This is a genomic window from Parasphingorhabdus sp. (assembly GCF_048269865.1).
Classification (GTDB): domain Bacteria; phylum Pseudomonadota; class Alphaproteobacteria; order Sphingomonadales; family Sphingomonadaceae; genus Parasphingorhabdus.
The window spans coordinates 118624-133093 of record NZ_JBLWUA010000008.1 but is presented as its reverse complement, the minus strand read 5'-3'; the positions used below and the strand labels follow the sequence as shown (position 1 = coordinate 133093).

Sequence of the window (14470 nt, the reverse complement as noted above, 5' to 3'; positions counted from 1 at the left end):
GTTCCATGCAGAAGCGGACAGTCGAGCAACTTAGCGAGCAATTGCTGCACAAGCCGGTCGGAGCGCTTTCGCCGGAAGAACGGGGTGTGCTCGAGGCGATTGTCTCCCGCCAGATTGTGGCCGATGACGTTGGCGAACTGGCCGAGGAACGGGCCAGTTTCGGCGAGCGCCTGTCGGACCGCGTAGCGGCGGTTGGCGGGTCCTGGGGCTTTATCATTGCCTTTTCGGTGGTGCTGTTCGCCTGGATGCTGCTCAACTCGAAGATATTGGGCAAGTTCGATGCCGGCTTTGATCCCTATCCCTTCATCTTTCTCAACCTGATGCTGTCGACGCTGGCGGCGGTGCAGGCCCCGATCATCATGATGAGCCAGAACCGGGCCTCCAACAAGGACCGGATCGCCGCAGCGCATGACTATGAGGTCAATCTGCGCGCCGAGATCGATATCATCCGGCTGCACGAGAAAATCGACTTGCTGATGATCGAGAAGATGGCGAAGCTGGAAGCAGACCTCGGCGAGATCAAGGCCGCGGTCGGGAAGGCCTAGGCCGCAACCGGCGTCGTAACCGTCCGCAAGACGTCCGCATAGCTGTTGGCAATAGTCATCCGCGGGCCATAGCCCTTGGCAATCAGCAGCTCGTGCGCCTTTGGCAGATTATAGCAGGGCACACCCATGAACAGATGATGCTCGCTGTGATAATTGACCCAGTAGGGTGCCAGCGTCATCCGCATCAGCATATCGGCCTTCGTGGTTCGGGCATGGCTGAACGGGTCCTCGCTGCCGGTTGTGGTGCAGGCATGTTCGGCGATATTGCGGATCCTGAGGATAAGCTGGAAGGTGGTTGCCAGTGCGGCGAGCCAGATCAGGAACGGGACAATGCCCAGCGTCGCCAGACTGACCAGCAGCACGATCAGCTGGACCAGCAGGAAGCGGCCGACGGTCCGGGTGGTCCGTTTCGCGCCTTCCAGATCGATTACCGGAGCGGCCACGCCCGCTGCGCCATTGCGGTTGAGCGGCGTGCCGGCCGAATGGTCACGCTTGGCCGAGGGCGCGCTATCCTGTGCACCGGACAGCATCGCCTGCAGACCTTTCCAGGCCACCGCGAACTGGTTGCCGCGCTGTTTGAGAAAGGTCTGGCCGGTGAGATCACGGATGACCTTGCGTTTCATGCTCGCCTTGCTGGTCGGGAAGGCGGCGGACAGGCCAAGGTCCGGGTCTTCCGTCTGCTGCGTGAAGCGATGGTGGGTCAGATGATAGGCGCGATAGCTGTGCAGGTCGCTGCCGGTCGCCGCGCCGGTCAGCCACTGGCCAGCGAAATTGTTGATCTTGCGTTTCGGGTGGAGCAGGCCGTGGGCCGCCTCGTGCATCAGGATTGACAGTCCCAGCTGCCGACCGCCGACCAGCACCAGTGCGATCGGGGTGGCGATCAGCCCGGCGAGCCAGTGCCATTGCCAGAGCAGAGCGGTGCCGCCGGTGACCAGCGCCACCATCAGCCAGCCGTGCGCCGTCAGCCACAGGCCGTGCCAGCGCGACACGCGAGTCAGCGCCGCCCATTCGTCGCGGGCGAAAATCTCGTTGGGTTTGGCAGCTTTTACAGCGGGCATGATGCGATCCTTTTCTCCCCGCAATATAGCTGTTTTTAGCGGGTTTTACAAATATTGGCGATGCCGTAGCGTTAGCCCGGATGGTCCGCGATTCGTTCGTGGCGAGCCTGTCAAACCGCGAGTCCGCGCACTCGTCCTTCGACAGGCTCAGGACGACCGGGAGCCTGGTTGATCGCTCAGGCCAATTCCTTCGCCAGCCGGATCATGAACCGCGCGCCGCGTTCCAATTGCTCGACCGCCAGATATTCATCGGGCTGGTGCGCCTGTTCGATCGATCCGGGGCCGCAGATCACGGTGGCGAAACCGGACTGCTGAAACTGTCCGGCCTCTGCTGCATAAGAGACTACGCCGGCCGGGCTGTTGTCGCCGGTTAGCCGCCGGACGAATGCTTCAGCTTCCTGTGACCCTTTCGGTGTCATCGGCGGCGCGTTCGATAATTGGGTGACGGTGACACCGGCTGCGGGGAAGGCCTGCTTCATTTCGGCATCGAGCGCGGCGATTTTCGCCTTGAACGGCGCGAGTATCGTTTCAGGATCGTCGTTGGGTGGGCAGCGCAGATCGAAAACAAACCGGGCGCGCCGGGCAAGAATATTGGCCGCCGTGCCGCCTTCCATTCGGCCAATGGTCAGCGTTGCATGCGGCGGGATGAAGGGCGAGGCCGGGTCGGCATTTTCCCACAGACCCCGCGCCAGCTCGGCAAGATCGTGCATCAGCTCGACTGCCACCATGTTGGCGGACAGGCCGAGATGGGTCAGGCTGCTGTGCGCTTCGTGGCCGAGCACCTCGACTTCATGCACGGTGATGCCCTTGTGCCCGGTGATCACCTTCATCATCGTCGGCTCACCGATAATCGCAAGCGCCGGTTGCGGCAGCTTCGCCGCCATTTCTTCAATCATCGCCGGCGCGCCAAGACAGCCGACTTCCTCATCATAGCTGAAGGCCAGATGCACCGGCTTTGCGCCCTGCTTGAACAAGGGCACCCCGGCCAGCGCCAGCGCCAGAAAGCCCTTCATATCGCAGGTCCCGCGGCCATGCAGCAGACCGTCTTTTTCGGTCACCGTCCACGGATCGCTGTGCCAGTTCTGGCCATCGACCGGCACCACATCGCTATGGCCGGACAGGATGATGCCGCCTTCAACATCCGGTCCGACCGTGGCGTAGAGATTGGCCTTGGACCCGTCGGCACTGACGACGCGCGTCGAGGCAACGCCGTGCTCGGCAAGATAATCCTCGACCCAGGCGATCAGCTCAAGATTGCTGTTCCGCGAGGTGGTGTCGAAGGCGATCAGTTTAGCGAGAATCTCGCGGGCGGCGGGGAGAAGACTATCGGTCATCGGGCGATGAACTTTACAAAGTTTACAGGGTTAAGAGAAAGAAAGCCGACTGGCCCCAAATCGGCAAAAATTGGCGGATTTTGGCGAGTGTATTTTGCTTTGGTCATGGCCGGGGATTATCACAGTCGACGCTATGTAGGACAGCGAATTGTGCAACGGCTCAAAGCCCGCTACCTCTCCATATCCGTAGGTCGCGCGGACTACCCTCCATTACCAATCCGTTCGCCGTGATGCTTCTTGAGCTTGAACGCAAGCCAGCCGAGCATGAATCCGAAGGCGAGGGCGAACAGACCGATCAGCCAGCCAACCGACACTATGGTGGCCGCCGGATCGGCATACATGATATAAATCATCGCCGCGCCGAACAGGATCGAAATCGCGCCGCTCAGCATCATCAGCCATTCCTGGTCGATTTCCTTGCGCAAGCGGATCGCGGCACCGATTTCCAGACCGCCGGTCAATATCGCCCAGATCGCGATCATCGCGACCGTGACAAAAGCATAGCTGACGGTCATCATCAGCGGCATCAGGACGAAAAGGACAGCGATAGCCAGACCGGCAATCCCGCGCAGGATCAGCCAGCCCCAGCGATCGGTCTTTTCTTTCGCCCCCTTGACTGCGGCGATAATCGCCATGATTCCATCCAAGCCCGCGATGACGGCGAAGAAAAAGGTGAAGGCGACGAGCGCCGAAAAGGGATAGAGAATGGCGATTACGCCAAGCGCGATCCATAACAGGGACCGGATCAGAAAGGCGGTCCAGTTGTGCGCCGGCAAAAGCAGGCGGTCGAATGTCTGGCTTGGTGTTTTTTCGGTCATGATCGCTGCTCTCTGGTCCTGGGGTCAAACGGGTTGGTGGAGGAACCGACCGGAACGGCCAGCTCCCTAAATGTTAATGGCGGCTGCCGCCGTCGATCGGTATTCTATGGCCCAAACCAGCCTCTACCGAACAGGGAATGGTCACGGTCACCCTGCCAGCTCGAGGGGATCAGATTACGCATATTCATATCTTATCTCCTGAACGAACGCCCGGGCGGAACATATCATTAAAGGTGGTTTTGGGACAGGAAATTTCAAGATCGAACGGGCAAGAAATTAGGGCAAATTTCAAGGAGAGCGACCGTTGGGCGAGCCGCGCTGGAAGAGAAAAGAGAGGGAGCCGTCACGGCCGGTATGGACTCGGCCGCAAGCATTGGTGCGTCACCCTATTTTCGTCATCCTGAACTCGTTTCAGGACCCCTTGATGGCGCGCACTGCCGATGGAGATCCTGAAACAAGTTCAGGATGACGAGAGTGGGTCGCATCCTTGTCCCTCTCGGGAGAGGGAATTTGACCGAACCACGACACAGCAAATAACAGTTGCGCTAAACTGATGGTGCCGAGATAGTCGAAAACTAATGGTGCAGATCGAAAACCGCGAACAATTTGCAGAATGGCTGAAAGACAAGCCAGCCCAATGGGCGCAGGCGCTGGCCCTCCGCTCGGCGTTGCGGGCGCTGCCTTTTGCGCTGGACCCGGACATGTTCCAGGAACGCGCGACCCCGCCGATCTTGACGGCGGCGGTGATTCGGGGGATAATCGTATCATGGGCCGCGGGCAGTTGTCCGGCCCATGATATGGCCACCGCCGCCACCGCCACCGCCGCCACCGCCGCCACCGCCGCCATCCGTGCCGTCCGTGCCACCTCCGCCGCCACCGCCGCCACCATCCGTGCCATCCGTGCCGCCGACGCCGCCGACGCCGCCGACGCCGCCGACGCCGCCACCTTCGCCGCCACCTTCGCCGCCACCGCCGCCGCCCATGCCACCTTCGCCGCCGACGCCGCCACCGCCACCGCCTTCTGGCAGCAACTGGAAGAGGATTGCGTTATTTTGCGCCTCGCCACGGGCGATAATGCTCAGGCGCAATCGCTGGCTCTGCTGGGCCAACCTTTGTGGGTTGAAAAGCAAATGCCGGATGCGGTTAGTGACAGCTGGGGTCGTGCTGATTCCTATCTCGACAGTCAGGACCTCGGCTTCTGGTGCCGCTGGTACCAGCGGCGGCTGGCGGAAGAGGCCAGCGGATTTGCTTTGCCGCCCGAACAGGATTTGATCGTTCAGGGACGGTTGCTTGAGCAAACCGATGAATGGTGGACCGGCGGGCAGGAACGTCCCGATATGGCGCTGTTCCGCAAGGTCACACGGGAGATTGAGGGGTGGGTTGCGCAGCAACGGCAACTTCTGCAATCCGCCGAAGAGATTATAAATAAGCACCAAGCACTCAACAAGATTATCGAATCCAGCAGTCCGGAGTTTAGGTCTACACCCGACGGCAAAATCGACGCCGGCCCTAACCCCAAATTTGATGTTCCCACACTCGATCATGATCTCACCGAATTGCCGGCAATCCTGCGCGGTTTGATCCAGACGATTGTGGCAAGCTTGCCACAAAATACTCCGCCTGTGGTTGGGCAATCATTGGCGGGTTATGAACAGCATTTGGTGGAACGTGGCGCGCAACCGATTCTTGGATTGATAAAACCATGGATGGATGCGGCAAGGGCTGAATTTGGCAGTAACGATGCCAGTCTTTGGGGTAAAGGTCTGGAAAGCTTGTTTCTCTCCATGTTTGAAAAGCATGAGCTTTTTATCGAGCATTTTCCGCTGGATGAGGAACGGGAAAAAGCGATCGCTTTGCTCCCCTTTGACGAAATTAAGTCTCTGAGTGCCGATGTCGTAGAAGCGTTACACAATATCGTTGAAGCGCTCGGGGCCTTGAAAGACGGCGGTCAAACAACGGAGGATACGGACAAGGTTGCCGATGCGGTTAAACAGCAAAATGAAGACTTCATGTCTCTTGCGATTCCTTCTCCGTCAATCTTGTCAGATGACATTGAAGAAGACTCGGGAAATACACCTCGTAAAAGACTGTTTGCGTCTCGTTTGAGTATCGCTGAGCGGCTTTACGCCGCCACAGGTACGACGGTGGCTATTGCTTCAACGCCAACAGGCCAAGCAGCAATGCAATATTTGGCAAGTGCGCTCGATGTGCTCCGAGGTCTCTTTGGCTTTTAACCAATGTCGTGCCCTCTCGAAGGCTGAGGCTTGATACAGATTCTTGTCTTCCGAGATCAATCGTCGTGAATGCGCAGCCTGCGCTCGTATGCCTGGCGGGTGGGGCAGGTTAGTCCACAAACCCCCTTCTCCCGTGAGGGAGAAGAATACGGTGCCTTATCGCTTTAGCGATTAGGCAGAGTTGGATGAGGGTGTTCTGCCGGTAATGGCGCGTACCAATCGAAGTGCAGTACACCCTCATCCAGCTGCGACTAGACAGCAAGCTGCCAAGTCTGCGCATCCTTCTCCCGTGCGGGAGAAGGAGCGCTCAAGCCTTATTGCTGCGAAGCAACCCAGTCGCGGATTTTCGTTTCCAGCACCGTCATCGGCAGCGCGCCGGTGTTCAGGACCTGATCGTGGAATTCGCGGACGTCGAACTTGTCGCCGAGCGCGTCTTGCGCTTCCTTCTTGAGCCGCTGAATGGTCAGCGCGCCGATCTTGTAAGCGAGGGCCTGTGAAGGGATCGCGATATAGCGTTCGACTTCGGCGGTCGCATCGGTTTTGCCCATGCTGCTGTTGTCGAGCATATATTGGATCGCCTGATCGCGGGTCCAGCCCTTGCTGTGCAGGCCGGTATCGACGACCAGCCGCATGGCCCGCAGCATTTCGTCATCGAGATGGCCAAAGCGCTGATAGGGATCGGTGTAGAGACCCATCGGGTAGCCGAGCTTCTCGGCGTAGAGCGCCCAGCCCTCGACAAAAGCGGTGTTGCCGCCGAAGCGCATGAAGTTTGGCAGGTCGGTATTTTCCTGGGCCAGCGAGATCTGGAAATGATGGCCCGGTGCGCCTTCGTGCAGATAGAGAGTGGTGATGCCCGACGTGCTGCGCGATGGCAGATCATAGGCGTTGAAATAGAAGATGCCGGGACGCGAGCCATCGGGCGTGCCGCTCTGGTAGGAGCCGCCGGCCTGGAATTTTTCGATCGATTCATCATAGGGCCGGATTTCGAGCGGCGATTTTGGTACGATCTTGAACTGCTCGCCGATCTTCGCATCGACCTTCTTGCCGATGTCATAATAGGCCTGCGTCAGACCTTCGCGGGATTCGGGATGGAATTTCGGGTCGGTGCGGAGATATTCGAAAAATTCGGACAGGGTGCCGTCATAGCCGACCTCGTCCTTGATCGCTTCCATCTCGGTCTTGATCCGGGCCACTTCGCTGAGCCCGAGATTGTGGATATAGTCGGCCTTGAGCGGCAGGGTCGTCGTGTTCTCGATCAGATTTTGATAGAGAATGTCGCCGCCCTTCATCGCGCTGAGCCCGACGCCTTCACGAGCGACCGGCAGATATTCATTTTTCAGGAAATCGTGCATCCGCTGATAGGCCGCGAAAATATCGGTGGTCGCCGCCGCATATTCCTTGGTCAGGCGTGCCTTATCGGCGTCGCTGAAATCTTCCGGGAAGTTTTTCGTCGGGGCCATGAATGGGCTGTTGTCGAGACCGAGGGCAATCTGGGTGGCGAGCTGTTCGATAACGTTGTTGATCGTCAATTTGGTTTCGACCACGCCGCTTTCCATGCCTTCCCGGAACCGGTCGATCGAACGATCGCTGATTTCGATAAACTGCTTGTGGCGTTTGAGATTGTCTTCGTAATTTTTGACGGTTTTGAACGGGGCCGCCCCCTTGCCCGACGCGAAGTCCGGATAGAAGGTGTGGAAGCCGCTGAAATGATTGACCGGGCGGACCACGGTCAGCGCCATGATTTCGTCGGAATAGCCCTTCAGCGCCTGCTGCTTGTCGCGCTTGAACACGTCATAGGCAATCTTGTCGGTGGCGCTTAATTTGCTGCGGTCAATTTTCTCCAGGGCCGCCAGTTCAGCACTTTCGGCGGCTTTTTCCCCGGCGAAATATTCGTCGCTGATATAATCGCCGAGCTGGTCGGCATAGCGTTCATCGCCGCGGAACAGCGCGCCGATCGGATTGCGCCTGAGGTTTTCCTCATCGCTCTTGGCGAACAATGCCTTCAACTTTTCGCCCTCGGTCATCTCCGCGTCTGCGTGATGGTCCATGGTCGCTGCGCTGGTTGCGGTCAGCGGCTGGGCCATGGCGATGCTGCCGTTGGCGAGCAGACTGGTGCCGAGAAGGAGAGCGAGAGAGGGCTTGATCATAGATTGTTCCTATCGAAAAACTGTTATGTCCAGCTAACACGGCAAAGTTTCACTCGCAACGAATTCTCCGGGCCGCTGATGTCGTTGGTCGAAGCTGGTTGTGCGTTGATCCGGGGGCGACCGGCTCAACCCTCATCCCTACCCTGCCACTGGTTCAGGCGGAACCATTTGGTGATGATATATTTGGTGCCCTGTTCGACCGGTTTTCCCGCGTGCAGGCTGTTGATATTCGGGGTCCCGTCGGGGGTCATGTTGTTCCAGATCAGCAGCATGCCGCGGCGCGGTTCGACCTGATATTCCAGCTGCGGGAAAGCGGTCGCGCCGCCGCTCTCCGGTTCGTTGAGATAGGCCATGGCGGTCCAGCTGCGCTGTCCGCCGTTGGGGCCTTCATGTTGCCAATATTTCTCGCTTTCGTGGAAATAGTCGTGATGATCCTTGAACTGCTGACCCGGCTGGTATCGCTGGCCTTGCAGGATTTCGCTGTTCGCCCGCGGCAGGCCCATCAGGTCGCAGATCGACTGATCGATACGCCGGATATCGGGGTCGGTGGGATCGACATTGCAGCTGTAGCTGGTCCGGTAGCCTGCTTTCTTGTTGCCTTCATAGAGCGTTGATGGCTGGCTGTCGCTGTCGATCATGGCGATCAGCAGATCGCAATCGGCGTCGCTGAGAAAATTCTGGTGGACATAGAGCTGGACGAAGGGGCTTTCCAGCCACTGCACCCGGGGATGGGCGTTCAGCGTGTCTGTGACATGCCGCCCGATTGCCGCCAGCCGCCGGGGGCTGGCGTAACGCTCGGACTGCTTTTTCGAAAACCCCTTGGCCATGGACGGCGCCTAGTCGATGACGCGACCGCGCACCATCACCCAGTCGACATCTTCGAGCTTGCGGACATCATCCAGCGGATTGCCGTCGAGCGCGATCAGGTCGGCCGAATAGCCGACCGCGATCCGGCCAATTTCATTGTCCATGTCGAGCATCTTGGCGGCGACAGTGGTGGCACTGGCGACGGCTTCGCGCGGGGTCAGGCCGGCATCGACCATCAGCTGCAGCTCTTCGGCATTGCGGCCATGGTTGAACACGCCCGCATCGGTACCGAAGGCGACCGGGACGCCCATCTGCTTCGCCATGCTGACCGCTTTGCCGACCTTGCCCATAGTCATCCGGATCTTCTCCTCGACCACCGGCGTGTAAATTCCCTTGCCGAGCCGCTCGCTGACGCCCTTGAACGCCATCAGTGTCGGGACCATCGCGGTGCCGTTGGCCTTCATGACCTTCAGCGCAGCCTCATCGGCGAAGGTGCCATGTTCGATCGTGTCGATGCCCGCGCGCGCCGCGGCCTCGATGCCGCGTGCGCCATGGGCGTGGGCCATGACTTTCAGGCCGAGCGAATGGGCGGTGTCAGCGATCGACTGCATCTCCTCGCTGGTGAACTGCGCATCGAGCCCGCGGCCCTGCTGCGACAGCACGCCGCCGGTAGCGGTGATCTTGATGATGTCGGAACCGGCACGCGAGGCCTTGCGGACCTTGGCGGCGCATTCGACCGCGCCGGTGCAGCTGTAGCCGCTGGTCAGCAGGTCGTTCACATCTTCGGTAAAGCCGGACACGTCACCATGGCCGCCGACAATCGCGAGGGCCGGCCCTGCGGCGATGATGCGCGGACCCGGAATGATCCCCTCGGCGGTGCCGCGGCGCAGCGAGAAGGCGCTATATTGCGAGGACCCCGCTTCCCGCACGGTGGTGAACCCGGCTTTTGCGGTGACCAGCGCATTTTTTGCACCGACAACCACGCCCCATTCGGCGGGCTCAGTGGTTTCCTTCCAGAAATCGCCACCCGGATCGCCGGTCAGATGGACGTGCAGGTCGATGAGGCCGGGCATGACCGTCTTGGTGCTGAGATCGATGATGGTGGCGCCCGGGTCGTCTACCGGCTCGGAACCGCGCCTTATGTCGGCGATCTTGCCATCGCGGACGATGATCGTCGCCGGTCCGCTGGGGGCAGAGGCCGCATCGGTCAGCAGATTGCCAACGCGGATGATCTGGTCCTGTGCTATGGCATTGGTTGATACCATCCCCAGTGCCAGCGTGGATATGGTCAGGCTGAGCGCGCGTATCATCGAATGTCTCCTATCATTGCGGTGCGCTTTTGCTTGGAGCTGCGGAAAGTTGCAACAGGAAAGGGTGATGCGGTGTCCCTCCCGTTCGGGTTGGGCGCTCGGTCTCCGGCTGCGGGAGCCGGATTTGGTCGCGCATTGCATGGCAGAGCTCGCCCCCCCGAATTGACAAGACCGGCTGTTTCAACGAAGATTTGGTTGATGACAGCTTCCAGCCATATCAACTCCTGATCGGGCTGGTCTGTGTATCTTTAGGAGATTTATCATGCGCCTCCCCCTTGCCTTGCTTGCCCTTGCTGCAACCGCGCCTCTGCTCGCGCAGTCCGCCCCCGAAGTGCCAGGACAGATGGATGCAACCCGCGTCGTCGCCGGCAGCTATTCTGCGGACCCGTCCCATTCGCTGATCGCGTGGGAAGTGAACCATTTCGGCTTCAGCGATTATATCGGCCTGTTCGGCGATGTGTCAGGTACACTCAAACTGGACCCCGCGAACCCGTCTGCGGCCAAAGTTGATGTCACGATTCCGGTCGGCAAGGTGACCACTGCCAGCGCCGGGCTGACGGACCATCTTTTGCGCCCCGGCGAGGATGGCGCGAAGCCCGATTTCTTCGGCCCTGAGCCAGCCGACGCCCGCTTTGTGTCGACCAGCGTCGATGTCAGCGGCAATGCCGCCACGATCGAGGGCGACCTGACATTGAATGGCATCACCAAGCCGGTCACGCTGGATGCCGAATTTACGGGCGCGGGAAACAATCCCTTCAACAAGAAGCTGACCGTCGGCATTTCCGCGACCACAATGATCAAGCGCAGCGATTTCGGCATTGATACCGCTCTGCCGCTGGTCTCGGACGCCGTTCAGCTTGAAATTCACGTCGCTTTTGAAAAGGACTGATCGCAAGCATGGCCGGTGCAGGTCTGGTTGGCATTCCCGCCAGCCAGCCTGTGCTGAAGCAGGTTCTGCTTGCGCGCCAAAAGCTGCCGCTGGCCATAGTCCGGTCGCCTTGCGGCTGCCGAATCCCGCCTAGTTTTTTGCCTGCATGGTCCGCTGAGCGAAGTAGTTTGCCAGGCCGCGCCTCTCTTCTGTGGTGAGTTTGCGGGCGATGCCGGCCATCGGTCCCAGAGTCCGTTTGTGGCGGGCGATCTCGTCAGATTTCGCCCAGCGTTCCAGCCTGCCGGCAAGATAGGCCGCATTTTGTCCGTCCAGAGTTGGAATCAAGGCGACGGTCTTTACCGATTTGCTGCTGTGGCAGGACAGGCACGCAGGCAAATTACGCGATTTGTCACCGTGCTGGGCGAGCTTGGCAGCGCTGGCGACGGTGGTGGATGATTTCAGCGATCGATTGGCTGCTTTGGAAGGGACGGGCGGCAAAGCGGACAGGTAACGGGCGATTCCGACAAGGTCATCGGTGGAAAGTTTGCTTGCCACCAGCTGCATTTTTTCGCTGTCCCGGTGATCCAGCCGGAAACTTGCCAGTTGCTGGATAAGATAGGGCTCGGACTGAAGGGTGATATTGGGAATGTCTTTCTCAGCCGAGCCGGCGAGCTTGTCGCCGTGGCAGGTTGTGCAAACATCGCTCATGAATCGTTTCAGCGGTTTGTCTTCGATCCGCATGGTTGCCGGATTTGTCGATGCACCGCGTGGTACGTTGGGAGTAAGGGTGCTCCCCATCGGCAGGCTTGCGAAATAGCCTGCGATGCCACCATAGCCGGATTCTGAGAGATTGTCGGCGATATAGGGCATCGGATGCCAGCTGCTGAACCCTTGCGACGGATTTTCCGGCTCGGAAAACCCGAACAATCGGGTGCGCAGGAAGCCTTCATTCTGACCGATTATATCCGGCGCGCCGGTGATCTTGCGCCTGTCGGATGAGCCGTGGCATGTCGCACAGGCCGGAACGCCGCGTCCGACCATGCCATTGACCGCGAGCGACTTGCCAAGCTCCATAGACTTTGGTTTCGCCACAATCGGCACGTTGGAGGGCTTCGGCCCTTTCTGCGAGAAATATTGCGCCAGGGCCTTGATCTGCGGCTCCGACAGCGCGGTCGCAGCCACAGCCATATAGCCGCTGTGGCGCGACCCGTTGGCGTAATTACGCAAATGCTGCTCGATCATCTGTTGCGGGAGCAGGGTAAGATTTGGTGCGTTCCCGCGGACAACCGCGCCAGTGCCGTCGGCACCGTGGCAGGCGACGCAGGACGAAAGCGGACGATTGTCGAAACCGAAGGGGCGCCAGCCGATCGATGGCGACGCATAGGCATATTCCTTTAGCGGAGGCGCCATTGCATGCAGTTTGAGTGCCTCATGATGCCCGCGCTCCTGCCACGCGATCGATGGCGTTTCAGCGGCGTCCGCCAACGGACCACTGACCAGAGTGCGATATTCGTCGGTCGACATATCGGGCAGTTTCCGGAGGAACCGGACCATCGGCCAAATTTCCGAGAACCCGCTGTCCGATGGCCAGGATGGCATCGCGCTGAAGCGCACGCCATCGCGGACGATTACAAACAGCTCGGCATCGGAAAACTGATCGACCACCGCAGGCAGATATTGCGGCCGCGGGCGCATCGACAGGGCCTGCGGGCTTTGACCGAGTCCCGGTGCGCCATGGCAGCTGGAGCAAACCTGCTGATAATGCTGAGCCCCGAGCAATTCCTGACCGGGGAACGGCTGCGCAGCTGTCTTGTCGATCCACCGCGCTTCGCTGGCGACGGAATTTTTGAAGGTGGTGTGAAGCATGAATGTCGTGATCGGGTTATGCGGGGGGCGGGCCGAGACGACGATGGATCCGGTCATTACCGCGAAAGCGGCTATGGCGGCGATCAGAAAGGCCAGGGCGAAAAGCGCGATTAAACTGGTCGCAATACCCTTTTTGAACGGAGGCAGATTACGGTAGCGTTTTACAGGAGATAGCATCCAAATGGTCCCTCATTAAAGGGGTGGCTTCGCCTAATCGGTCAAGCAATCGCAGCTTCAATTGAGACACTACACCCGCGGAATTATGACAGTAATAAGACATTGAGAGGACTGCAAGAATTTACATAGGCATGTTATCTTTTTAGACAGTAGCGGCGGTGGCTGTTTAGCATCGCGAGATGACCTGTACTAGAGCCTGGGCAACAACTGAACCGGTATTCATGTGATCGGGCGCTGCTGTGCGACGGATTTTGGAGCGAGACAAGGAGCAAGGAGGTCTTTCGACCAAGAGCTCCACCGTGATTTCTTTGACTGTTCTGCTCCCGCTCAGTCATCCGAATTTTCCGCGATTTCGTTATGTACCTGAGCGTGCGCGAGCAGAGCGAAGATCAATGTGCCACCGATAACATTGCCGGCCAGCGCGGGCAGGATGAAACCGAACAGGGCAAAGCCGAGACTGGCTTCACCAGAGAGCCATAGCAGCCAGGCCTCACCGGAGCCGGCGACCACGTGGCTGAACCCGCCCAGTCCCACGAAATAGGTGAAGAAGAATATGATCCAGAATTCCTGTTTGCGCCCGACCGGCAATGACCATGCAACGGCGGCCAGTAGGAAGCCGGCGGGAATCCCCCCGCGCAAAGTCTCCATGGGGCTGTGATCCAGCAATTTGCGCGACAGCTCAATCATCGCGTCGACATGGTCGGCGAAGCCTATGGCATTCACGCTCAGCAGCGCCGTGATCAGCAAGCTGCCAATGAGATTGGCAATCAGCACAATCGCCCACAGACGGGCGATGCGGCCCAAATTTTCCCAGGTCGGATTGGTGGCAACCGGCAGCGCGGCAGACAATGTGCTTTCGGTGAACAACTGGAGTCTTCCCAGGATGATGATCAGGAAACCCAATGTATAGCCGATGGAAGATATCGCCGGTCGCCACGGTGTATCGGGAAGCGCCTGTTCCAGCAACGCCTCTCCCAGTATCGATGTATTGATAGCAATGCCCGCCGCCAGCCCGGACCAGAACAGCGAGGACGCCGGTCGCCGCAGTTCGTCATGACCTTCGCGGCGAACGACTTCATGAACGACATTGGAATCAATGGACGCCCGGTCCTTTGCCTGATGCTCTTCTTCGTTGCTCAGCTCGACCTGAGGCTCATCATCCGGATCAGATTTGTCTGCCGCGCTTTCTGACTTTTCGTTCACAAACACCTCCCCGCAACCAATGCCTATTTACGCATTGCCGATAAACAAGGTTGCTTGCGGCCGCAAATTAGTCCGCGTCGCGCGGAAACGACATTGGGTCGAG

At 59.2% G+C, this 14470-nt stretch carries 11 protein-coding genes; 3 read left to right on the top strand and 8 right to left on the bottom strand.

From position 1 onward, the window contains the following. Positions 1-5: 5 nt before the first annotated feature. Positions 6-545, top strand: a complete 540-nt coding sequence (locus tag ACN0WW_RS12205) for a DUF1003 domain-containing protein (RefSeq protein ID WP_417612860.1) — start codon at positions 6-8, stop codon at positions 543-545. Here the strand turns inward: ACN0WW_RS12205 and ACN0WW_RS12200 are convergent. The 3 genes from ACN0WW_RS12200 to ACN0WW_RS12190 form a co-directional block, all read right to left on the bottom strand. Beyond that, the gene (locus ACN0WW_RS12200) at positions 542-1603 is read right to left on the bottom strand and encodes a fatty acid desaturase family protein (protein ID WP_417612858.1); all 1062 of its coding nucleotides are present in this window, start codon (positions 1601-1603) and stop codon (positions 542-544) included. The genes ACN0WW_RS12205 and ACN0WW_RS12200 overlap by 4 nt on opposite strands. A gap of 176 nt (positions 1604-1779) precedes the next feature. Next, the gene (gene argE / locus ACN0WW_RS12195) at positions 1780-2937 is read right to left on the bottom strand and encodes an acetylornithine deacetylase (RefSeq protein ID WP_417612856.1); all 1158 of its coding nucleotides are present in this window, start codon (positions 2935-2937) and stop codon (positions 1780-1782) included. Positions 2938-3137: 200 nt separating this feature from the next. Beyond that, on the bottom strand, positions 3138-3755 hold the full coding sequence (locus tag ACN0WW_RS12190; RefSeq protein ID WP_417612854.1) for an HdeD family acid-resistance protein: 618 nt from the start codon (positions 3753-3755) through the stop codon (positions 3138-3140). A 578-nt stretch (positions 3756-4333) separates the two neighbouring features. Between ACN0WW_RS12190 and ACN0WW_RS12185 the strand changes: the two genes are divergently transcribed. Further along, positions 4334-5989 (top strand): hypothetical protein, encoded by a 1656-nt coding sequence (locus ACN0WW_RS12185; RefSeq protein ID WP_417612852.1) that lies wholly within the window; start codon positions 4334-4336, stop codon positions 5987-5989. A 314-nt stretch (positions 5990-6303) separates the two neighbouring features. Here the strand turns inward: ACN0WW_RS12185 and ACN0WW_RS12180 are convergent, their stop codons facing one another. From ACN0WW_RS12180 to ACN0WW_RS12170, 3 genes are all read right to left on the bottom strand, one after another. Continuing rightward, the gene (locus tag ACN0WW_RS12180) at positions 6304-8136 is read right to left on the bottom strand and encodes a DUF885 domain-containing protein (RefSeq protein ID WP_417612850.1); all 1833 of its coding nucleotides are present in this window, start codon (positions 8134-8136) and stop codon (positions 6304-6306) included. 125 nt (positions 8137-8261) lie between these two features. Then, on the bottom strand, positions 8262-8963 hold the full coding sequence (locus ACN0WW_RS12175; RefSeq protein ID WP_417612848.1) for a prolyl hydroxylase family protein: 702 nt from the start codon (positions 8961-8963) through the stop codon (positions 8262-8264). Positions 8964-8972: 9 nt separating this feature from the next. Continuing rightward, positions 8973-10253 carry an amidohydrolase family protein gene (locus tag ACN0WW_RS12170; protein ID WP_417612846.1) on the bottom strand — a complete coding sequence of 427 codons (1281 nt, stop codon included), beginning with the start codon at positions 10251-10253 and terminating at the stop codon, positions 8973-8975. A gap of 262 nt (positions 10254-10515) precedes the next feature. Here ACN0WW_RS12170 and ACN0WW_RS12165 point away from each other — a divergent pair, with 262 nt between their 5' ends. Then, on the top strand, positions 10516-11142 hold the full coding sequence (locus tag ACN0WW_RS12165) for a YceI family protein (RefSeq protein WP_417612844.1): 627 nt from the start codon (positions 10516-10518) through the stop codon (positions 11140-11142). Positions 11143-11271: 129 nt separating this feature from the next. Here the strand turns inward: ACN0WW_RS12165 and ACN0WW_RS12160 are convergent, their stop codons facing one another. Together ACN0WW_RS12160 and ACN0WW_RS12155 are read right to left on the bottom strand one after the other, a co-directional pair. Further along, positions 11272-13164 (bottom strand): c-type cytochrome, encoded by a 1893-nt coding sequence (locus ACN0WW_RS12160; RefSeq protein ID WP_417612842.1) that lies wholly within the window; start codon positions 13162-13164, stop codon positions 11272-11274. Positions 13165-13491: 327 nt separating this feature from the next. Further along, positions 13492-14367, bottom strand: coding sequence for a formate/nitrite transporter family protein (locus ACN0WW_RS12155; RefSeq protein ID WP_417612840.1), 876 nt, complete (start codon positions 14365-14367; stop codon positions 13492-13494). Positions 14368-14470 lie beyond the last annotated feature (103 nt).

Coding starts and splice junctions, on each gene's coding strand:
- ACN0WW_RS12205 (WP_417612860.1), top strand. CDS start 6: ATGCAGAAGCGGACAGTCGAGCAACTTAGCGAGCAATTGCTGCACAAG.
- ACN0WW_RS12200 (WP_417612858.1), bottom strand. CDS start 1,603: ATGCCCGCTGTAAAAGCTGCCAAACCCAACGAGATTTTCGCCCGCGAC.
- argE (WP_417612856.1), bottom strand. CDS start 2,937: ATGACCGATAGTCTTCTCCCCGCCGCCCGCGAGATTCTCGCTAAACTG.
- ACN0WW_RS12190 (WP_417612854.1), bottom strand. CDS start 3,755: ATGACCGAAAAAACACCAAGCCAGACATTCGACCGCCTGCTTTTGCCG.
- ACN0WW_RS12185 (WP_417612852.1), top strand. CDS start 4,334: ATGGTGCAGATCGAAAACCGCGAACAATTTGCAGAATGGCTGAAAGAC.
- ACN0WW_RS12180 (WP_417612850.1), bottom strand. CDS start 8,136: ATGATCAAGCCCTCTCTCGCTCTCCTTCTCGGCACCAGTCTGCTCGCC.
- ACN0WW_RS12175 (WP_417612848.1), bottom strand. CDS start 8,963: ATGGCCAAGGGGTTTTCGAAAAAGCAGTCCGAGCGTTACGCCAGCCCC.
- ACN0WW_RS12170 (WP_417612846.1), bottom strand. CDS start 10,253: ATGATACGCGCGCTCAGCCTGACCATATCCACGCTGGCACTGGGGATG.
- ACN0WW_RS12165 (WP_417612844.1), top strand. CDS start 10,516: ATGCGCCTCCCCCTTGCCTTGCTTGCCCTTGCTGCAACCGCGCCTCTG.
- ACN0WW_RS12160 (WP_417612842.1), bottom strand. CDS start 13,164: ATGCTATCTCCTGTAAAACGCTACCGTAATCTGCCTCCGTTCAAAAAG.